This window comes from Streptomyces sp. NBC_01508, from assembly GCF_045040315.1.
Taxonomy (GTDB): domain Bacteria; phylum Actinomycetota; class Actinomycetes; order Streptomycetales; family Streptomycetaceae; genus Streptomyces.
Genome location: NZ_CP109419.1, coordinates 823,599 through 844,293 on the forward strand (window position 1 = coordinate 823,599; position 20,695 = coordinate 844,293).

At 72.4% G+C, this 20,695-nt stretch carries 16 protein-coding genes and 1 pseudogene; 8 read left to right on the forward strand and 9 right to left on the reverse strand.

Translation table 11 applies throughout. The annotated features are described in order from the left end of the window. Window positions 1-7 precede the first annotated feature (7 nt). From OG700_RS03810 to OG700_RS03820, 3 genes are read left to right on the forward strand one after another with little or no spacing between them, the layout of a single operon-like run. Entirely contained in the window at window positions 8-328 is a 321-nt protein-coding gene (locus OG700_RS03810; RefSeq protein WP_405608854.1) for an L-rhamnose mutarotase, read from the forward strand. Window positions 329-349: 21 nt separating this feature from the next. Next, complete coding sequence (locus OG700_RS03815) at window positions 350-1,768, forward strand: arabinose isomerase (protein WP_405608857.1); 1,419 nt, start codon at window positions 350-352, stop codon at window positions 1,766-1,768. Continuing rightward, complete coding sequence (locus tag OG700_RS03820; RefSeq protein ID WP_405608860.1) at window positions 1,768-2,805, forward strand: LacI family DNA-binding transcriptional regulator; 1,038 nt, start codon at window positions 1,768-1,770, stop codon at window positions 2,803-2,805. The genes OG700_RS03815 and OG700_RS03820 overlap by 1 nt, the downstream gene beginning before the upstream one ends. Before the next feature lie 139 nt (window positions 2,806-2,944). On the opposite strand, the gene OG700_RS03825 is transcribed toward OG700_RS03820, so the two are convergent. Beyond that, window positions 2,945-6,178: a family 78 glycoside hydrolase catalytic domain gene (locus tag OG700_RS03825; protein WP_405608863.1), complete on the reverse strand. Its 3,234-nt coding sequence runs from the start codon at window positions 6,176-6,178 to the stop codon at window positions 2,945-2,947. 224 nt (window positions 6,179-6,402) lie between these two features. Here OG700_RS03825 and OG700_RS03830 point away from each other — a divergent pair. Further along, window positions 6,403-6,714, forward strand: a pseudogene (locus OG700_RS03830) (discoidin domain-containing protein); the annotation flags it as partial. Between the two features lie 77 nt (window positions 6,715-6,791). Here the strand turns inward: OG700_RS03830 and OG700_RS03835 are convergent. After that, entirely contained in the window at window positions 6,792-7,487 is a 696-nt protein-coding gene (locus tag OG700_RS03835; RefSeq protein WP_405621411.1) for a cupin domain-containing protein, read from the reverse strand. A gap of 344 nt (window positions 7,488-7,831) precedes the next feature. On the opposite strand from OG700_RS03835, the gene OG700_RS03840 reads away from it, so the two are divergent. Genes OG700_RS03840 through OG700_RS03850 form a run of 3 tightly spaced genes read left to right on the forward strand, consistent with a single transcriptional unit; the run spans window position 7,832 to window position 12,150 of the window. Beyond that, the gene (locus OG700_RS03840; RefSeq protein WP_405608866.1) at window positions 7,832-9,367 is read left to right on the forward strand and encodes a hypothetical protein; all 1,536 of its coding nucleotides are present in this window, start codon (window positions 7,832-7,834) and stop codon (window positions 9,365-9,367) included. Continuing rightward, the gene (locus OG700_RS03845; protein ID WP_405608869.1) at window positions 9,364-9,888 is read left to right on the forward strand and encodes a hypothetical protein; all 525 of its coding nucleotides are present in this window, start codon (window positions 9,364-9,366) and stop codon (window positions 9,886-9,888) included. The genes OG700_RS03840 and OG700_RS03845 overlap by 4 nt, the downstream gene beginning before the upstream one ends. Before the next feature lie 18 nt (window positions 9,889-9,906). Continuing rightward, window positions 9,907-12,150 carry a hypothetical protein gene (locus tag OG700_RS03850; RefSeq protein ID WP_405608872.1) on the forward strand — a complete coding sequence of 748 codons (2,244 nt, stop codon included), beginning with the start codon at window positions 9,907-9,909 and terminating at the stop codon, window positions 12,148-12,150. A gap of 217 nt (window positions 12,151-12,367) precedes the next feature. Here the strand turns inward: OG700_RS03850 and OG700_RS03855 are convergent, their stop codons facing one another. From OG700_RS03855 to OG700_RS03865, 3 genes are read right to left on the reverse strand one after another with little or no spacing between them, the layout of a single operon-like run. After that, complete coding sequence (locus tag OG700_RS03855; RefSeq protein WP_405608875.1) at window positions 12,368-12,820, reverse strand: DUF6069 family protein; 453 nt, start codon at window positions 12,818-12,820, stop codon at window positions 12,368-12,370. A 13-nt stretch (window positions 12,821-12,833) separates the two neighbouring features. Then, window positions 12,834-13,085, reverse strand: a complete 252-nt coding sequence (locus OG700_RS03860; RefSeq protein WP_405608878.1) for a hypothetical protein — start codon at window positions 13,083-13,085, stop codon at window positions 12,834-12,836. 4 nt (window positions 13,086-13,089) lie between these two features. Beyond that, window positions 13,090-14,103: an RNA polymerase subunit sigma-70 gene (locus tag OG700_RS03865; RefSeq protein WP_405608881.1), complete on the reverse strand. Its 1,014-nt coding sequence runs from the start codon at window positions 14,101-14,103 to the stop codon at window positions 13,090-13,092. 82 nt (window positions 14,104-14,185) lie between these two features. Between OG700_RS03865 and OG700_RS03870 the strand changes: the two genes are divergently transcribed. After that, entirely contained in the window at window positions 14,186-14,785 is a 600-nt protein-coding gene (locus tag OG700_RS03870) for a recombinase family protein (protein WP_405608884.1), read from the forward strand. Window positions 14,786-14,924: 139 nt separating this feature from the next. Here OG700_RS03870 and OG700_RS03875 read toward each other — a convergent pair whose 3' ends face one another. From OG700_RS03875 to OG700_RS03890, 4 genes are all read right to left on the reverse strand, one after another. Then, window positions 14,925-16,274 (reverse strand): protein kinase domain-containing protein, encoded by a 1,350-nt coding sequence (locus tag OG700_RS03875; protein ID WP_405608887.1) that lies wholly within the window; start codon window positions 16,272-16,274, stop codon window positions 14,925-14,927. A 16-nt stretch (window positions 16,275-16,290) separates the two neighbouring features. Further along, window positions 16,291-17,235 carry a protein phosphatase 2C domain-containing protein gene (locus OG700_RS03880; protein WP_405608890.1) on the reverse strand — a complete coding sequence of 315 codons (945 nt, stop codon included), beginning with the start codon at window positions 17,233-17,235 and terminating at the stop codon, window positions 16,291-16,293. Continuing rightward, entirely contained in the window at window positions 17,232-17,891 is a 660-nt protein-coding gene (locus OG700_RS03885) for a vWA domain-containing protein (protein WP_405621413.1), read from the reverse strand. The genes OG700_RS03880 and OG700_RS03885 overlap by 4 nt, the downstream gene beginning before the upstream one ends. Before the next feature lie 198 nt (window positions 17,892-18,089). Further along, on the reverse strand, window positions 18,090-20,642 hold the full coding sequence (locus tag OG700_RS03890) for a GTPase-associated protein 1-related protein (protein WP_405608893.1): 2,553 nt from the start codon (window positions 20,640-20,642) through the stop codon (window positions 18,090-18,092). Window positions 20,643-20,695: the final 53 nt, after the last annotated feature.

Consider the following 20,695-nt stretch of genomic DNA (forward strand, 5'->3'; position numbering starts at 1 on the left):
GCACGCGATGGAGCGCGTGTGCTTCGTGCTGAAGGTCAGGCGGGAGCGGCTGGCCGAGTACCGCGAGCGTCATACGGCCGTGTGGCCGCGGATGCTCGCGGCGCTCAGCGCGGCCGGGTGGCGCGACTACTCGCTCTTCCTGCGCGACGACGGGCTGTTGGTCGGCTATCTGGTGACCGGCGACTTCGCCGCCGCGCGGGCCGCCATGGCGGCGACGGAGGTCAACGCCCGCTGGCAGGCGGAGATGGCGCCGTTCTTCGAGGCGCCGGCGGGTGCGGGACCGGACGACGCGATGGTGCCGCTCACCGAGGTCTTCCATCTCGACTGAACAGAGAGTGAGCGCAGCGCCATGAACGCACCAACCAACCCGCGCCGTACCCGGATCGGCCTCGTCTCCGGCGGACTCGGCGCGTACTGGCCACAGTTCCCCCATCTGCTTCCCCAACTGACGCTCTCAGCACGGCGGGTGACGGAGCGTCTGACCGAGTTCGACGCCGAGGTCGTGGACGTCGGATTCATCTCCGACGCCGAGGAAGGGGCGGCGGCGGCCGAGAAGCTGCGCGCCGCCGACTGCGATCTGATCGTCGGCTTCCTCACCACCTACATGACGGCGACCATGCTGGTGCCCGTCGCCCAGCGCAGCGGCGCGCCGGTGCTGCTGATCAATCTCCAGCCCACCGAGGCGATGGACCACGCGACGTTCGGCACCGGCGAGTGGCTGGCGTACTGCGGCGCCTGTCCCCTGCCGGAGATGGCGAACTCCTTCGAACGGGTCGGGGTGCCCTTCCGCTCCGTCTCCGGGTATCTGGAGGACGAGCGGGCGTGGCAGCGGATCGGCCGGTGGATCAGGGCGGCCGGGGTGCGCGGCACGCTGCGTACGGGCCGGCACGGTCTGATGGGGCACCTCTATCCGGGCATGTACGACGTGTCGACGGATCTGACGATGGTGCCGGCGAACCTCGGCGGCCATGTGGAGGTCCTGGAATTCGACGATCTGCGTGTTCGGGCCGTGAAGGCCGACGACGCGGCGGTGACGGCGAAGCTGGCCGAAACACGCGCGGCGTTCGAGATCGCGGACTCCGTGGTCGAGGAGGACCTGGTGTGGGCGGCCAGGGTGTCGGTCGGCCTCGACCGGCTGGTGGCCGACTTCGGGCTCGACTCGCTGGCGTACTACCACCGGGGTCTGGAGGGCGAGATCCACGAACGCCTCGGCGCGGGCATGATCCTCGGCTCGTCGCTGCTGACGGCGCGCGGTGTACCCGCCTGCGGGGAGTACGAGCTGCGCACGTCACTCGCCATGCTGATCACGGACCGGCTGGGCGCGGGCGGCACCTTCACCGAGCTCCAGGCGCTGAACTTCCGGGACGGCGTGGTCGAGATGGGCCACGACGGGCCGGCCAACCTCACGGTCTGCGCGCGCCGCCCGGTGCTGCGCGGCCTCGGGGTGTACCACGGCAAGCGCGGCTGGGGTGTGTCCGTCGAGTGCGACGTCCGGCGGGGGCCGGTGACGCTCGTGGGACTCGGCCAGTCCAGGGACGGTCGCTACAGGCTGGTCGCCTCGGTGGGTAAAGTGGTCGAAGGCCCGCTGCTGGAAATCGGCAACACCACCTCGCGTGTCGACTTCGGCCGCGACCCGGGCGAGTGGACCGACGCGTGGAGTGCGAGCGGAGTGGGGCACCACTGGGCGCTCGCCACCGGCGACATCATTCCGGAGCTGCGCGCGCTGGGCGGTCTGAGCGGTCTGGAGCTGGTGGAGGTCACTGACTGATGACGCAATCGGTGGGTATCAAGGACGTCGCCCGAGTGGCGGGCGTCTCCGTCGGCACGGTGTCGAACGTGATCAACCGGCCGGACTCGGTGGCCGAGGAGACGCGGGCGAGAGTGCTGTCCACCATCGAGCGCCTGGGCTACGTACGGAGCGAGTCGGCCCGCCATCTGCGGGCCGGCCGCAGCCGCATCATCGCGCTGCTGGTGCTCGACATGGCCAACCCGTTCTTCGTGGACGTCGCCACCGGTGCCGAGCGGGTGGCCCGGCGGTCCGGGCTCGGGGTGATGCTCTGCAACAGCGCGCAGAGCAGCAGCGAGGAGGCCGAGTATCTGGGGCTCTTCAGCGAGCAGCGGGTGCGCGGCGTGCTGATCACACCGACCGACGAGACGGGCCGGAATCTGGAGACCTTCCGGCGGCAGGACATCCCGTTCGTGTTCGTGGACCGGGTGGTGTCGAGCGACGAGGGCTGCTCGGTGTCCGTGGACGATGTCACCGGCGGAGCGCTGGCGATGCGCCATCTCCTCGCGCAGGGGCACACCGACATCGCGTACGTGAGCGGGCCGCTGCATCTCTCGCAGTGCCGCGACCGGCGGGTGGGCGCGCTGCTGGCGCTGGAGGAGGCCGGGCTGCCGGCCGACCGGCTGCGGGTGGTGGAGGCGGAGCGGCTGGACGTGTCGGCGGGGCGTGATTCGGGCGCGCGGCTGCTGGGGATGCACAGCAGGCCGAGCGCGGTGTTCTGCGCGAACGACCTGCTGGCTCTCGGGGTGCTCCAGTCGATGTACGGGGCGGGGGTCGCCGTCCCGGACGAGATGGCGCTCGTGGGGTACGACGACATCGAGTTCGCGTCGGCCGCCGCGGTGCCGCTGACGTCGGTGCGGCAGCCGGCCTCGCAGATGGGGCGGCTCGCGGCGGAGCTGCTGATCGAGGAGACGGGCGAGTCGGCGGCCGAGCACCGGCATCAACGGATCGTGCTTCAGCCGGAGTTGGTGGTGCGAGAGTCCTCGATGCCGCGCGCCGGCGGCGGGCACCGGAGCTGACGCCCCGGCATCACGCCGCGCTGTCCTCAAGCGCCGGGCGGGCCGGGTGTGCTGCCCTCAATCGCCGGGCGGGCCGGGTGTGCTGCCCTCAATCGCCGGGCGGGCTGCTCAAGCCCGTCCGGCGATCGAGGGCGTCCGGTCAGCCCCGGGCCACGAAATCCCACGCGCCGTGGGCCGCGCGGTAGATCTGGAAGCCCGGCTCCGTACGGAGATACGTCGCCCCCTTCGGCGCGGTCACCTTCTCCTTCCGGTCGGCGGGCACATGGACCTCCGCGCTCGCCCCGACCGGCACCTTCACGGTCAGCCGCAGATCACGGCCGACCTTGGACCAGGCGACCGAGGCCGGTCCGCGCACCGTACGGATCGAGGTGCGCGCCCAGTCGACCCCGGTGCGGGCGTCGGGGCGGACGGTGAAGGTGCGGTAGCCGTCGTCGCCGGGGCGCAGGCCCGCGACGTTCTCGTACAGCCACTGGGTGACGGTGCCCTGGAAGTAGTGGTCGCGGGAGCGGGAGTCGAGCTGCCACATCTCCCACATGGTGTCGGCGCCGTTGTCGAACCAGTAGCCCCAACTCGGGTACGTGCGCCGGGTGGCGATGGCGTGGGCGATGTCCGGGTGGCCGTGCGCGGACAGGACGCGCAGCAGCACGCTGGTGCCCAGCGCCCCGGTGTTGAGGTGGTTGCCGCGTTCGGTGATGTCGGCGACGAGGCTGTCCACGACGGAGGCGCGGGCGCCGGCGGGGACGAGGCCGAAGGCGAGCGGGATCGCGTTGGAGGTCTGCCGGTAGCCCGGGTCCTTCGCTGTGCTGTAGTGCCCGGCGTCGTTGAGGAATTCGGCGTTCAGGGCGTCCTTGAGCCCGTTGGCGGCCGTGCGGTAGCGCGCGGACACGTCGTCGTGGCCCAGCAGTTCACCCATTTCGGCGGTGTTCACCAGGGCGCGGTACAGATAGGCGGTGGCCGTCAGCCGGGTGTCCTCGGGCGGGTTGCCGCCGTAGCCGGGCGGCAGGTAGTCGCCGAGGGCGGTGATGGCGAGGCCGTCCACGAGGCGGTCCAGTTCCCAGTCCAGGTAACGGGTGAGGACCGGCCAGTGCTGCCGGGCGACGCGGTCGTCGCCGTACACCCGGTACATCTCGCGCACCAGGAACGGGTAGACGGTGGTCCACTCGGGTGACGGGCCGAGGTCGCCGTAACCCCAGCCGCCGCTCGGGACGATCACCGGCAGTTGCCCTGCGGCGTTCTGGCTGTCCTTCAGATCGTCCAGCCACTTGCAGAGGAAGCGGTGGACGCCGAAGCCGTACGCGAGGGAGGGCGCGCCGAGTTGGGCGTCGCCGGTCCAGCCGTTCTTCTCGTACATGGGGGTGTCGGTCGGGATGCCGTGCAGGTTGTTCAGCAGTGTGCGGCGCATCGCCTTGTCGAGCGTCTCGTAGAAGGGCTCGGAGCAGGAGAACGAGCTGACCTCGTCGACCTTGGTGTGGACGGTCCGGCCGAGCACGTCGGCCGGCTCGGGGCGGGCGGGCAGGCCCTCGATCTGGACGTAGCGGAAGCCCTTGTACGAGAACGACGGCTCCCACACCTCGGCCTTTCCGCCGCCCGCGCAGATGTATTCGTCGCGCTGGAAGCGGCCGGGGACGTGTCCGGTCTCGGCGTGGACGCTGCCGTCGTCCTTGAGCTTCTCGCCGTGGATCAGTGAAATGGCCGTCCCGGCGGGTGCTTTGACGGTCAGTCGGGTCCACCCGGCGGTGGTGCGGCCCATGTCGACCACGTACACACCGGGGCGCAGTTCGCTGATCGCGGTGGGCGTGATGGTGTCGATGATCTCGATGGGGTCGTGCGGCTGGGCGCGCAGCGCGCCCTTCGGGGCCTGCTGGGCGCCGGGGGCGCGCCAGGCGCGGTCGTCGAAGCCTGGTCGTGTCCAGCCGGTGGGGGCCAGACGCGCGTCATATGTCTCGCCGGCGTAGAGGGAGTTGGTGAGGGTGGGTCCCTCGGTCATCCGCCAGTCGGTGTCGGAGACGACGGTGGTGCGCGAGCCGTCCGGGTGTTCGGCCTCCAGCCGGCACAGCAGGCGGGGCTCGCCGTGCCACGGCGGCTTGTGCCAGTTCCAGACGTTGGGGGTGGTCATGCCGTAGAAGCCGCGGCCGAGGGTGACGCCGATGGCGTTGCCGCCGCGGCGCAGCAGGGACGTCACGTCGTGCACGGCGTACATGACGGTCTCGTCGTAGTCGGTGAAGGCCGGGTCGAGTACCTGCTCCCCGATGGGCCTGCCGTTCAACTCGGCGACGTAGTAGGCGAGTCCGCTGATGTAGAGGCGGGCGCGGGTGACGGGCTTGCGTACGGCGAACTCGCGGCGCAGCAGCGGCGCGGGTGTCTCGGGCAGGGCGACGGACACGCCGTCGCCCCAGGCGCCTTCGCCGTACGGGGCCAGGACCGTGGCGCGCGTCCAGCCGCTGTCGTCGAAGTCCGTTCGCTGCCAGCCCTGTTGTTCGCCCTTGGCGGTCCGCCAGTTGTCGGAGGTGACGAGTTCCCGGGTCTGTCCGTCGGTGGTCTCCACGACGAGCCGGGCGAGGAATCCGCCCGGGTTGACGGAGGCGCCGCCGCGGTTGGTGGCGACGGCGGCGAGGACGACGCGCCGCCCGGCCGCCTTGACGGCCTCGGTGACATCGGCGGTCCTGCCGGTGCGCCAGCCGTCCTGCTGCTGGGGGGCGTGCACCACCTGGGCGCCGTCGAGATGGAGGGTGAAGTCGTCGTCGGCGGTGGCGACGACGGTCGCGTGTGCGACGGTCGCGCCGGCGGGGAGATCGAGGGCGGCGCGGAACCAGGCCGGTCCGGCGGGCGCGTCGCCGGTGGTCGCGCCCTCGGTCCAGATCCAGGAGGCGCCGTCGAAGCCGGGGGGCGCGGCGGCGGCGTCGGCGCCGATCCACCGGGCGCCCCACTTCTCGTCGCCGAGGGCGGTCTCCCACCAGCCGGCCCTGCTCCAGCGCGATACGTCACCGTCGCCGTCCCAGACGCGTACCTGCCAGTGGCAGCGGGTACGGGGCGGCAGCGCGGGCCCGGCGTAGGGGACGGCGACACCGCGTGCGGAGGTCACCTTGCCGGTGTCCCAGAGGAGTTGGCGGCCCTTGGCGAGGTCACGCGGGTCGGTGGCGGCCCTGATCTGGTACGCGCTCTGCCGGGCGCCGTGGCCGTCGGCGGTCAGCTCCCAGGAGAGCAGGGGGGTGGGGTTGTCGGTGCCGAGGACGTGCTGCGCGTACTCCACCTTCGCGGCGACGACGCGCAGGCCGCCGCGGTCGGCGCCCGTGGGTGCGCCACCCTTCCCGGGTGTGGCGGCCGAGGCCGCCGGACCCGCCGCGAGCGAGACGATCCCGGCGCCAGCGCCCACGGAAGTGCCCAGGAGACCTCTGCGTGTCCAGCCCATGCCCATACCCGCCCCTTTGATTGAATCGTTTCATATCCCGTGTCAAGAATCGTAGGGCCGACCCCGGAGGGCTTACAAGAGGTACGTAAGGGGCTGAGGTGAGAGCCTGCCGCGCCATCGCCTCTTGCTGCGATCGGAGAGAGTTCTGCGGACCCGGAGCCGTACGGAAAACTCCCGAACCACCGGTGGACAACGCCTTCCCGCAGTCCATCACCGTGGATCTGGGCGCGGCGAAGAACGCCGGCCGGCTGGTGCTGAAACCGCCGCCGGCCGCCGCGTGGCAGACCCGTACCCAGACCCTCAGCGTCTCGGGCAGCACCGACAACTCGGCATACACCTCACTCAAGGCGTCGGCGGGCGTCACCTTAAACCGGTCGAGCGACAACACCGCCAGCGTCACACTGCCGGGCACGGCGACCCGCTACGCACGGGTGACCGTCACCGGCAACACCGGCCGGCCGGCCGCGCAGCTCTCCGAACTGGAGGTCTACGCCGACTGATACGCCAACTGATACGCCGACTGTCTCCAGGCGGGGTGGTGCGCAGGACCGACCGGCGCACCACCCCGGCCACCCCGTCACACCGCGTAGGTGTCGAGCCGCCCGCACATCCCGAACCTCCCCCGCGCGTCCGGCAGTCGGGCATGTACCCGCGCGTCCGCGAGATGCGACGCGTCCCCCTCGGTGAGCCGGTCGAGCTGCACGCCGGTCTGGCGCGCGGCCCGCTCCGCACCGGACTCCCAGCGCGCCCGCCAGTCCGCCAGCCTCGGCCGGACCAGCGCGCCGGCCGCCCGGTGGAAGTCCAGCAGCGGCTTCTCGTCCCCGGCGTCCCACGCCGCGCGCAGCGCCGCGAACCCCTCGACCGCCAAGTCGCGCCTGCGCCGCGCGAACGCCGCCTGTTCGACCTCGGCGCCCTGGGGGACACGGACGAGGCGCCCGTACGTCTCGGGGTCGGTCAGGTGTTCCGGCGGCAGGGTCAGCACGGCGTCCCCGGCCTCGGGCAGCCCGTTGTTCTGCATCAGCACGACGATCCGCAGGCCGCCCTCGTTGACGAGGCGGTGGATCGTGCCGGGGGTGAACCACACCAGGGCGCCCGGCTCCAGCGTCGTGCTCTCGAATCCCTCGGCGGTGAGGGTCTGCACGGCACCGCGTCCCGCGGTCACCACATACCCCTCGGAGCAGGTCAGATGCAGATGCGGGGTACCACCGCGCAGGCCGTCGGCGGCCTCCCAGTCGTAGACGGTCAGCTGTGACACGGCGACGGCGCCGGGCAGCCCGGCGAACCCCGAGGCCGGGCCGGTGGTGTCGGTGTCGGTGTCGGTGGGCGCAACTGCGGATGAGCCGGTGCGGGACGTCGTCAACACTCCCCTTCGGGCCGGACGAGTAAGCGCTTTCTACCGGAAACGTAGGTCCACCCCGGGTCCGTGTCAACGGCGGGTGCGCCGCTTGTGGGATCCTCGACCCGGCCCGGCCGAACCACTTTCGCAACGACCGGGGCACAACGCGAGGAACCGCCGCGATCGCGGGGACGTCCCCCCATAGGGTCGCGGCGAGGCAGGCGACCGGGCCGCGAGACGGCGCCCGTTCACGGGGACACCCGATTCAGGGGGAAACAGGGTTGGCACAGGTATCACCCAACACGGCGCAGGCGGACCCACAGCAGAGGAAACTGGCAGCGGAACTGAGGATTCTCGCTGCCGAGCCCGCCTTCGAACTGCGCAGTGCGGAACTCATCGACCTCGCACATGACTTGGAGCAGCACACACGTCTGGACCGCTGGGCCGACGTGGACCTGGTGCAGGCGTACGTACGTCCCGAGAGTCTGGCCCAGCCACCGCCTGCCCGCCGCGCGCCGCTCCACGCGCAGCTCCGGACGGCGCTGGCGGCCAAGGCGGGCGCCGGGGCACTCGTACGGGTGGTGCGGGAAGAAGTGCGCCAACGGCCCGTACGCGAGGGCGCCTTGGAGGCCACGCTGGGCGTGCTGGTGTTCGTCCCGCTGCTCATCACCTGGTTCGGTCTGCGCGAAGCGGTGCGCGCCTACGGGGAGTTGAGCCAGGAGAATCCCAAGGAGGCGACCCGGCCGTTCCTCCAGCTGTGGCAGACGGGCTTCGGCGGTCATCTCTCGTCGTCGGGCCGGTTCGAGAACGTGGCGCTGATGGCCGTCGTGCTGATCAGCCTGCTGGTGGTGCTCTCGGTCTGGCACGCGCGGGCCCGCTCGCGGGCCGACCAGGTGGAGGCCAAGCTCAACGGGGAGCAGGAGTATCTGCTGGGGCGGCTGGCGTCCCTGCTCACCCGGATCCAGCTGTCGCTCGTACCGCATCGCGCGGCATCTCCGCAGCAGTTCACGGCCGGTCTGAGCAAGGCCGCCACCCGGATGGAGTCGCTGGCGTCCCGCGCCGACCGCAGTCACAGCTCGCTGGTCAGCTCGGCGAAGTCGCTTCAGGACGCGACCACTTCGCTGGAGAACGCCGCTCTGGCGCTGACCGGCGAGCTGCCGAAGCTCGGCACGGCGGCGGACCGTATCGAGGCGGCCGTACGGGGCGGGCAGGCGGCGACCGCGCGGGCGGGGGCCGACAACCAGGCCGCGGCCGGCCGGATCGCCGACCGGATCAAGTCGGCGGGCGAGACGGTGGAGGCGTCGCTGAAGGCGCTCGCCGCCGCGCAACAGACACTGGCGACGAAGTCGGAGACGGTGGCGCAGGCCACCGAGCGCGCGTCCAAGGCGCTGGTGGACAGCGCCGGGCGGACGAACGACGCGGTCGACGGGATGCGCGAGGCCACCGAGCGCTGGGACGCGGCGGCGGCGCACTGGCAGGACGCGGCGGCCCGACTGGACAGCGGGCTGGGCCGACTGACGGTGTCTCAGGTCGGGTCCGCCGGAGCCGTGCCCGGCTCGGGACCGGAGCCGGTACCCGACTACGCGTACGCGTCCGCGTCCGCGCCGACGCTCGCGGGCGGGAGCGCGTACGGGGCGGGTTTCGAGTACGACACGCCCACCGAGCGGCTGGCGCCGGCCGGGGCGAACGGCAGCGCTGACGGAAGTTCCAACGGGGTGGCGGGCACCGGGCCTGACACGCCGACCGTTCCCGGCGTGCCCGGGCAGGGCCGCCCGGCCCGCCCGCCGTATCCGCCGCAGGACGGGGTGGGCTCGTGAGCCGTCCCGTACGCCGCGTGGGCCAACTGGCCGGACGGGTACGGCGCGGTGGGCGGCCCGGTGTCGTCGTGCTGGCCGGCTGGCTCTTCGCCGACCTGGTGCTGGTGCTCGCGCTGGTGTCGATGGCGGACCGGCCGGACCCACTGGCCGCCCGCCCGGCGGGCACACCTTCGCCGTCCAACTCCTCTTCCCCGTCGCCGTCACCGACACCGTCCCCCGTCGGGCCGAGGTCGGTGGAGCTGAAACCCCAGCAGATCCGGGTGAAGGGCGGCACGAGCAAGGACATCGTCGCCCAGATCAACAAGGGCACGAAGAAGTGGCCGGGCCGCACGGCCGCGCTGGTCCTGACCTTCGGCGGCAGCCAGGGCGGTACGGAGTACGCGCACCGCGTCAACTCGCTGCTCAGCAAGGCCCGTCCGGAGATGTTCTCCAAGAAGACGGCGACGGACGACTTCCACGATCTCGGCGAACCGTCGAACACGGCGATCATCAGGATCTACTTCTACACCTCGCCCAGCTGACCGGGCGGCCGCAGGGCCGTGACGAACGAGAGGACCCACGGCGTGGAGCGGTGGCGGCCCGGCGCGCGAGCGCAGCACGCGAGCGGCGGTACGGACGGGCGGGGACTGCCGCTGCCCATCCTGCCGCAGTTCCCCGGAATGCGCGGCTTCGCCGAACTGGACTCGGTGATCAGCCGGTTGGGCTTCCGCCATGCCGCTGATCTCCTGCGCGGCCCGGCCGTAGAGGCCGGTACGAGCGTGTTCGCGACGCTGCCGAAGGCGGCGGCGGACGACGGGTTCCGGATCCTGGACGGCCTCTGGTTCCCCGCCCGGGGGCGGGCGTGGACGCGGGTGGACCTGCGCCACATCCAGGAGACCGCCGAGCGGTGGCGCACCTCCACCGATCCGCGTGGCGGTACGGCGGCGGCGCTGATGGACACCATGGAGACCGTCGTACGCGACGATCCGATGGGGCCGCGCCGCATCGTGCTGTGGCAGGTGTGCCGCGAGCTGAAGGACGGGGCCGGCGGACCGACCGCAGGGGCGGCGGAGGCGCTGGGTGTGCACAGTACGGACGCCGTGCCGCTCGCTTCCGCCGTCGCGGCCGGTTTTCCGGGCAGGGGGCCGGCCCGTGACGCGGCCGAGTCCGTCAACGAGGTGTGGCCCGGTGCGCGGCTGCGGGAGGCCCTGCGGATCGCCGGGCTCCTGCCGTCGCACCCCACCGACCATGTCCTGGCGAACTTCCTGGCCCGGCTGCACGAGCGGGCGGCGGCCGTGGACCGGCTGATGGAGGAGGCGCGGCGGCTCGGGCAGCTCGGTGAGCTGCGCGCGGCGACGGTCTCGTGGCTCGCGGCCGTACGGCGGGCGACCGACGACGAGCAGGCGCTGGCGGGACTGCTCGGGGCCGCCACGCTGCTCTCCGACGAACGGCACTCCCCCGACGCGCCCTCGCCCACCGACTCGACGGTGCGGGTGGGTGTCGAGCGGCGGGCCGTCACCCTGCGGTGGACGGCCGCCCGCCTGCCGCGTGACACCGGCGGGACCGGGAGGAAGGGCCGGGGATGGCCGGTGTCGTACCGGGTGCTGCGCTTCCCGGACGGGGCGCCGGAGCGCGCCGTCGAGGTGCCGTACACGGACTCCTCGCTCTCGGTGCTGGATCTGGACGCCCCGATCGGCAGGCGGGTGCGGTACGCCGTACTGCCGCTGCGCCAGGGCGAGTTGGCGGGGGTGCCGCGCGTGACCGGTGCCGTTCTGCTGGTGCCGGACGTGGAGGAGGTCCGTGCGGTGCCGGTGCCCGACGGCGTACGGCTCCGGTGGCGCGCGCACCCGGCGGCGACGAGGTTCAGGGCGGTGCGCTCGACCGCGCGGCGGGCCGGGCTGTCGGAGGGATCCGGGCAGCCGACTGACGGTGTGCCGGTGGACGGGCTGCCCGTGCCGGCCGGGCGGAAGGGGTTCGTGGACCGTCCGCTGCGGCCGGGGACGTATCTGTACGAGATCTCCTGCGGCTATCCGGCGGTGCCCGATCTGCCGGGCGAGGGAGGGGAGTTGGTGTGGTCGCCGGGGCTGCGGGTCGCGGCGACGTCCGTGGAGTGGCCGTCGCCGGTGGAGGACGTCACCGTACGGAGCCTCGAAGACGGCACCGTGACGATCGACTGGCGTCCCCCGGCGCGCGGGAACGGCCGTCTGGTGGAGTGGCCCGGTCTGCCCACGGCGTCGGGTGACGATGTGTCGGGCACCCCGGCCGCGCGGTCGGCGCCGGGTGAGGGGCCGGTGAGCGTGGTGCCCGAGGCGCGGTCCCGGGTCCGGCTGACGGCGGTCAGCGTGCTCGGCGACCGGGCTGTGGCCGGGCCGAGCGTGCTGGTCGAACGGCCGGGTCTCGTCGAGGACTTGACGGCCCGACGGCTCGCGCCGGGCACGGCGGAGCTACGGTTCCGCTGGCCCGATCCGGCGGTCCTGGTCCTGGTGGCGTGGGAGCAGGAGGGCCGACGGCGGGAGATGCGGGTGGCGCGCAGTCGCTGTCTGGCCGAGGGGCGTGTCGAGTTCCCGCTGACCGGGAGCCCGTGCCGGATCGAGGTGAGCGCGGTGCCCCGCCCGGACGCGGTGTCCATCCCCACGGCCTCGGCCACGACGTCCCTGGCCCATCTCCCCGACCCGCCGGCGCAGCCGCCGCGCGGCAGCCGCGCCCTCGCTCTGCTGTCGTTCCCCTGGACGCCGTGGAGCGCCCCGGGCGCGCCTCGCGGCCGGCCGTGGTGGCGCCGGTGGCGCCCGCGCTCCGGAGGCTGAGGGGCCACGGGGGGCGGGCGCCCCCGCCGGGCCGCCCCGCCCGGCGGTCCGGGGGCGTGTTGCGAAAGTAGCGCCGTCCGCCCGAAGGGCGGGGCCGGTGCATGGTGCCCTCGTTGGGCTGATCGGGTGAATGCCTGTGGAGCCGACGGCAGGGGGCTGGTGTAGGGAGGAAGACCGGGCCGAGGGCACCGACGATGGAGATGTCCGTTGGAGATCGTCAACCCGCTCGGGTGCCCAGACTCCGCGTCAGGGTCGGGATCATCACCGCTGCGGGGACGAGGTGTAGCCCGAGGAGGGCGGTGGTGGTGGCCGTGGTTGCCCCGAAGAGAAGGGGCGGGATCAGCGAGATGGCGGTCAGCGACATGGCCGTCCACATGAATCGCTCGGCGGGGCGAGCGCTCAGGCGCAGCAGGGCGGCGGCGATGACGATGCCCACGGCCGAGAAGAAGCCGGTCACGACGGCGATGCCGGACAGCGGGATGGTCTCGCCACCATGAACCTCGAAGTCGGCGCCGGCGGCCCGGGCGAGCGCGGCGGCGAGAGTGGTGGCCGCCGCCGCTGCGAGCGTGGCGATGAAGCCGGTGCCGACGAGGCGGCGGAGTCGGTGGGGGTGGCTGGTGCGGTCGGCGCCCGGGTCGGTTACGACGGCGGTTTCCTTCATGCTGTTCATGTCGTTCCTCTCGTCATTCGGTAAGGGCCCGGCTTCCGGGCGGAGTGATGATGCGCACCCTGGCCGTGCGACGGTAGGGGTTGTGCAGGGCGCGGACGCCGGTGCCGCGGAGCCAGAACGCGGCGTCGTGTCCGAGGACCGGCCCCGGCTCGCCGTCACGTAGCTCCAGCCGCACCCGGCCACGGGTGACGACGCAGAACGCGTTGTGCCATTCCTCCGCGATCACGGCGACGCGTGCGCCGGCGCGCAGCGCGAGCGTTTGCACCGGGTTACTCGGTGCCGTCGGCCGGCAGGCGCTCGGCCAGTCCGAGCCGCGGGAACTGGTCGTCGTGGAACGTGGTGATCTCGGTGATCGTCCCGCCGGTAACGCGCAGGACGTCGATCGTCAGCGGCAGGTACGCGCCCTCGGACTGCTGCCAGAGGTAGAAGGCCAGGGCGGGCTGCCGGTTCACCGAGGTGGGAACGGCGCGCAGGCCGGTCATGCCCTCGAAGCCGCTCTCGATCAAGAAGTTCACCACTGCGTCACGGCCGACGTACAGGCCGGGCGTGGGCGGCATCGAGAAGCGGACGTCGTCCCGCAGCATCGAGGCGAGCGCCTTGACGTCCGTGGCCACGCTGGCCTCGGTGTAGCGGCGCACCAGCTCACGCATGGTGGCGTCCTCCTCTCCGCCGGTCCAGTCCTGCCGCTCCGCGGGCAGGTGCTCCCGCATCCCGGCCCGGGCGCGCTGCAGCGCGCTGTTCACGGAGTTGACGGAGTCGCCGAGGAGTTCCGCGACGTCCTTCGCCGGCCAGCCGAGCACGTCCCGCAGGATCAGCACCGCCCGCGGGCGCGGCGCGAGGTGCTGGACCGCGACCAGGTACGCCAGCTCGATCGTCTCCCGCGCGACGGCGACGGTCTCCGGCTCGTCCACTTCACCCGCGGGCAGTTCGTCGAGCAGCCGGTCCGGGTAGGGCTGCAGCCACCGCGCCTCGCCGCCGGTCGCGGGCTCGGGGCGGCGCTTGGCGAGCAGGTCCAGGCAGGCGTTGGTGGCGATCCCGTACAGCCAGGCCCGGAACGTCGACCGCCCCTGGAAGGTCTCCCGCCGCCGCCAGGCACGTAGGAACGTCTCCTGCACGGTGTCCTCGGCGTCCTCGAACGACCCGAGCATCCGGTAGCAGTGCACGTGCAGCTCCCGCCGGTGCCGCTCGGCCAGCCCCGAAAACCCCGACTCGTCGGCCTCGCCCAGACCGTGTGTACCCAGCCCGCTCATACCCAGCTCCTCCAGCATGGTGTCCGCACTCATCACATCATCCTTCCGTCTCACCCTGTCCGGTCATACATGTGACGGGTGCGGTCGCGAAAACTCATCACCAGGGTCGGTCGGCATGGCTGAGCAGCCGGCATGCCCCGCCATCCGGGCCGGCGTCGACCGCGACAACATTCATGTCGATCTCGCGAGTGGCGCGAAGGCATCCCGGCCGAAGCTCGATCTCGCCCCGCGGCTGCTGCGCGAGGGCGACACGCCGAAGGTCACCCGGCTCGACCGGCTCTCCCGCTCCGTGCCGCACCTGGTGACCCTCGGCGCCGATCCGCGCGGGCGCGGCATCGAGCTGTACGTCATCGAGCAGGGCATCGACACCTCCACGACGGAGGGGCGGGCGATGTTCGCAATGCTGTCCGTGCCGGCCGAGCCGCAGCGCGAGCTGATCGTGGCGAACACCAACGACGGGCTCGCCGCCGCGCGGGCCCGCGGCCGGATCGGCGGACGCCGGCCGAGGCTGACCGCGGACCAGGCTGCGCTCGCCCAGCGGCTCTACGACGAGCGGGAGAAGACCGTCCAGCGGATCGCCGACATGTTCGGTGTCCCCCGGCCGACGGTGTACGGACACCTCGACCGGGAGAAGACCCTGCCCCGCCAGCCGAAGAAGACCACTGCCACCAAGCCCAGAGAGCTACCAGTGGGTTACTTGTCCCCTGGTGTCTGAGCTAGGACTTCGGGGCCTCGTGCTGGGCGTACTTGGGCGACTGAAGACAACGCGGCGAGGGGCACCTCCGTGCCCCCTCGGGGCTACGGGGGAGTGCGTGCCGGGCGTCGCGCGGCAGGCGGGACTTCTCAAACACAGCCTAGGCGTGGACCTCCGCCTCCGTCCCGCCGCCGAACTCCAGCAGCAGGCCGGGGCGCAGTGCCACCGTGCGGCCGGGGCCGACCTCCTGGACCGTGCCGTCGTCGCGGCGCACGGTCCAGCCGGACGTCGTACGGTTGGTGAGGCCGAACCGGCCGCGCTGCTGCGGGTGTTCGGTCATCTCCCCCACCACGGCGGTGAAGTCGTGCCGCTCCGGGTCGTCGACCAGGTGGTGCGCGTACACCCGCGCCTTCGGGTCGAGCCGGATGCCGCGCCGGGTGCGCAGGGCGCCCCGGCCCGTGACGACTTCGAGCTTCGGGGGCAGCAGTACGGCGTTGCCGCACTTCCAGCAGTCGGGCGCGGGGCCGTCGGGCTGGGTCATGTTCTGCCGGCCGCAGGAGGCGCACACCGTGATCGCGTCGAGTACCCGGCTCAGCGCGTCCCGCCACTGCGACTCGCGGACGCGCGTCGTCGGTGTGTTGAGCCCGTGAGTGAAGGTCTTGACGAACAGGTCGCGCAGGATCTTCGGCAGCGCGCCCCAAGTGGCGATGACGGTCGGGTGCTCGCCGGGCACGGGCCTGTTGCTGGTGTCGGCGGGGTCGTAGATGAACACGGGGTGGGTGCCGTACATCTTGCGCTTGGCCGCCTCGTCCATGCAGCGGATCTTCAATCCCAGTGCGCCGTCGAGGGGGTGATGGTTCATCAGGAGCAGGAACAGCAGTACGGCGAGCGAGTGCAGATCGCTCTGGATGCCGGGCAGCGCGCCCTTGTCGCCGCGGACCAGCTCGGGGGCCATGAAGTCCATCGTCCCGGCGACGGCGGCGGATTCGCCGTCCACCACTGCGTTGTCGTTGTCGCACACCAGCACGTCGCCGGTGGCCGGGTCGAAGAAGATGTTGCCCCAGTTGATGTCGCGGTAGGCGATGCCCTTGGAGTGCAGGGTGAAGTACGCCTCGACGGTGTGCAGCGCGGCGGCGACGAGCGTACGCAGTGTGGTCGCCGCCACGGACGGGTCACGGCGGAACAGCGCCGGCAGGTCGTGGAAGCGCTGGGGCCGTACGTCCATCAGGTAGCCGAACCCCGGGTACGAGGCCGCGGGGTCCATCACGACCATCTGCGGCCACAGGAACCGGTCGTCGCCCCAGCCGTGGTGGATGAGCCCTTCGAGGATCTGCCGCTGCCGGGCGTCGGCCAGTTGGGGGTAGTACCACTTCACGGCCCGGTCGCCGTGCGGCGTCCGCACCCGGTAGACCTCGCCCTGGCCGCCCGAGCCGAAGAGCTCGGCGACCGTGATCTGGTCCCCGGATTCGGTGACCAGGATCTGTCCGGCTGCGAGCATGCCGTTCGCCATGCTGTACCTCTCTGCTTCAGTGCGTGTCGGTGTGGGGGTGGGGTCGCGCGGTGCCGGGGCCGGTGGCCGGGAAGGCGCCCGCCAGCGTCGCGTCGTCCCCGGAGTACTTGGCCGCGTGGCCGAGCCAGTCGGGTAGTTGGGCCTGGACGGCGGCGACGCCGTGGGAGGCGGCGCGCGACCGGACCCCGCTGGCGAAGGCCAGGAATCCCTCGTGGTCGGCGAAGCTCTTGGAGAGTCCGTCGGTGGAGAGCAGCACGCCGGGGGGCGGGCCGCCGGTGAGGGGCTGCCAGTGCAGTCGCGCCTTGCGCCAGGCTTCGGGCTCGCAGAGCGATTCCGTCTCGTCGCCCATGTCGGGGCCGGTGTAGAACGGCATGTGGGTCGTGCCGTCCGGGTCGACGAGGACGATGTCGCCGTCTCCCAACTGCCAGCAGATCAGCAGCCGTTCGGTGAGGACGGCGCCGATCAGCGTGCTGCCGTAGACGGCGAGGTCGGCCCCGGAGGCGGGTCCGGCGGTGGGGCCGGCGGTGGCTCCCGCAGGGGGCGCGGTGGCGGTTCCCGTGGTGGTCGGGGCCGTGCCGGCCGGCGTGGCATGTCCGCCGTGCGCCGGCGAGTTGGCCTCGTGCAGCAGGACACGGCGGCGCCAGGCGTGCACGACCTGCTGCGGGAGCGTGCGGGCCTCGGCGAGCAGCCGGGGCCAGTTCGCCGCGTCGTCCCCGCGTCGCAGCGCCTCGTGCGCGTAGACCCGGGCGCAGGTCGTGAACGCCTCCACGGCCCAGCGCGCGCCGAGGTCGCTGCGGAAGTGGGCGCGCGAGCCGTGCCCGTCGGCGACGGCCAGCACGGCGGCGCGGCCGTCGGCCGTGGTGAGCGCCGTGCCCCGGTCCTGGCTGTACTTCTTGGCGACCCCTTTGACGCCCGAGTCGAGGAGTTCCCACGCAGCGGTCGATGTCCCGGTGGCGTTCACCAGATGTCGGTCTCGTCCTTGGTCAGCGGCACCACGGGCGAGACGTTCGCGGGTGTGGTGGCGTCCTCGATCTTCGGCGCCGAGGCCTCCTTCACCACCGCGGTGGACATCCAGCGGATGGCGGCGGCCAGTTGGCGGGGGTTCTTGGCCAGCAGCGGTTCGAGTTCGGGGTTGCCGAGGAACTCCTTGAGCATGCTCTTGTCCGCGTCGTCGCCGATCGCCACGGCGACCCGCACGGCGCGTTTGCCCCACGGTGTGTCGTCGATCGCGCGCAGGCCGGAGCGCCAGTCGTCGGTCGGCTGGCCGTCCGAGACCAGGGCCAGGACGGGCGGCAGGGCGCGCTGCGGCATGGGCGGGGTGTGGAGCGCGGCGGCGGCCATTCGGAAGGCCGCGCCCATGTCCGTACCGCCGTAGGTGTGCACGTCCTCCCAGGTGAACCGGTCCACCGGGGTGGGCTCCTGGATGTGCCAGCTCGCGCCGCTCGCGAAGGAGATGGCGCGGACGAGCAGGGTGGCGGCCGGGTTGGACTCGGCGGCCTGCTGCATCTCCGGAATGGCCTCACGGATGGCGAAGTTCAATTCGCCGATCTTGCCGTTCACTCCCATGGAGCCCGAGCAGTCGAGCATCCAGATGAAGTGTGCCGGGCGGCTGGCCATACTGCCGCCGGGCACGTCGAGAATCATGGTCACGCTGGTCCTCTCCCCCGAGGCGTCCCGTTCGCGCACGCCTGGTTCCAACTGTGTGATGTGGTGCGGTGCCGCGGTGCGGTCCGGTGCCGTTGAAAGCCGCGGTCGAAAGCCTAGTTGAGGGCTCCTCCGTAGGTGGGCTGAGCAGGGATATCGAGCGCCTTCCAGTCAGCGCGGCGGGTGCGACGGCGAGTATCCGGGCGGGTATTCGGGTGGGTACGTGGGCAACTCACCCGGCTGCGGCGGTGGCGGTGGCTGACCCGGGACATGGCCGGGCCGGCGGGCGGGCGGTGGTGGTGGTGAGGGGTACGCGCCGCCGCCTCTGATCTCGTTCGCCCACCGCAGCCACCTGCGGAGCCAGTCGTCCGACCGCCCCACCAGTCGGGTGGCGACCACGCCGCGCTGTTCGTCGTTCATCCGGCGCAGCACGACGCCCAGTGTCTGCCGCAGCAAGTCCTCGACCACGACGTGCCATTCGCGGGAGGTTCTGGTCAGCTCCTTGCGCCAGACGTAGAAGAGATCGGCGACGATCTCGGGCCGCGCGGCCATGCGGCTCACCTTGGCCTCGTCGGCGAAATCGGCCAGCACGGCGGCGCGGTAGTGCCGCTGCAACGCCGGTTCGGCGGTGGCGAGGAACGACAGCGCACCCGACTCGTAGAGTTCGTTCGGCGGGAGGCCGGCGAAGCCGCGGGCGAGCAGGTACTGGACGCCGTCCCACAGTGCCGGGTCCACCGGCGAGCCGGCCCGGCGCAGCTCGCCGACGCTGTCCACGACGTCCCTGGGTGAGCTGCTGGTGCGTGCGAAGTCGTCGGCGACGACGAGCAGTTGGGCGGTGGCGCGCTCCCGTACGGTCAGCTCCGCCCTGCGGTGGACGGCACGGGCGAAGTCGACCAGTTCGCGGTCGAACCGTCCGGGCGAGGTGAGCCATGCCAGGAACCGGGTGCCGAGGTTGGCGCCGAGGACCGCCTCCGCGCCGCAGATCCGGACGATACGCGGGAAGTCCGGCCGCTCGGGCTGGCCGGCTCCCCAGACGAGCCCCCACAGGGCGTCCAGTGTCGAGGGGTCCGTCGCGGCGGACACGGCCGCGCCGGGGGCCGGTTCGGCGAGTTTCGCGAACAGTTCGACACCGCGCAGGTGGTGCGGCGACCCGCCCCACCACACCGCCTGTTCGACCAGGCGTACGGAGGGCGGGGCGATGTCGCGGTGGGACCGTACCCATTCGCCCTGGGGCGACGTCAGCAACTCGCGCAGGAGGTGGGACCGGCGGCCCGTGGTGTCGGCGGCGATCTTCGCGAGGACCCGCCGGTTCAGTCCGTGGTGGCCGACGCTCTTCAGGACGGTGACGGCGTCGGCGCGCTCGGGACCACGGGGCTGGAGCAGTGCGCGGACGAGCTTGTTCACCGCGTCCTCGACGCCGGCGCCCTGGTGGCCGTGGAGCTCAAGCGCGTGACGCAGTGGTCCCGCCCAGGCGGCGACCGGGCCGCGCAGCCCGCGCTCCAGGCCCTGATCGAATCGGGGTCCGAACTCGGACCGCAGCGACCGTCGTGCCGCCTCCCCGAGGGGCAGGCCGGCGAGTGGGTCGTGCCGCGGTCCCGTGTCCTGGTCGAGGGCGGCGGCGAGCCGCCGGCGGGCGAGGGCCAGCGCCAGCGGGTCGGTGACGCCATCGGCGCAGTGCTTGCCGAGTTCCTGGCAGACGCGGGTCAACTCCTCCATGGCCGGGGAGCCTTGGGCCTGGTCCTGGGCGGCCGACGCGAGGGTGGCGACGACGGCGCGCAGGGAGTCTCCGCGCAGTGCGGTGAGCCCGTCCCCCGACGCCGTTCCCAGCCGCAGGAGTTGGGGTACGAGCGCCGCGAGGGCGAACGGGTCGTCGTCGTCCGCCGCACCGGACGCCGGCGGGACCGGCGGGGTGCCCGACCGCCAGAGCGCGGCCGTCAACTCGGCCCAGGGATCGGGGACGTAAGGGCTGCCCGGTCCCCCGAGGCCGTCGTGGACGCGGTACAGATGCTCGACGAGCAGCGGGTCGTGCCGGTCGAAGGCCGACTCCGGGCCGATGCCGACGATCTGCTGCGGCGCCTCGTGGGGTTCGTCGGCGCGCGTGACGAACGTCAGCTCCCTGGCGTGGTGTTCGGGCAGCGACGCGCAGGCGAGGGCGATCCAGCGGACGACCGTCTCCGGGTCCTCCTCGGCGATGACGATCTGCCGTCCCGCAGGGTCGGCCCACAGGCGTCGTACGTCGGCGAGGAACGGCGCGACGCGCGCCGCACGCTCCTGTGCGAACCGGACGAGCAGCGGAGGGTCGAAGTGCCCTTCGGGCGCGGGCAGCACGTTCCCGTGCCCGTCGGCCGGGCCGGGGGTGTCCCAGGAGCGGGAGCGCCAGGTGTCGATCGGCCACACCGGGTCGAACCCGGCGGCACCCGCGGGCAGGTGCACGGCTTCGATGAACTGCCTTTGCTCGTCGGGTCGTTCACCATCCGTACGGCTGTCGCAGAGGAGGCTGCCGCCGTCCGGGAGCCGACTGCAACTCAACGCTCCGTGCGGCGTCCAGTGGTGGGTGAGGGCGATGACCTGCCGCACCTGCGCGAGCGGATCGAGCAGGTCGTCATCCTCGGCGGCCCGTTCGCCCCCTGACGGCGGGGGCTCGGGCGACCGGAGCGGCTGAAGACGGACGCTGCCGGTGTCCGGCTCCCGGTCGAGCAGGTAGCTGAGACGGCGGTTGACCATGCCACATTCTGACCATCCGTCCGACCCGATCGCAGCCGGTCCGCGAAGGTTTG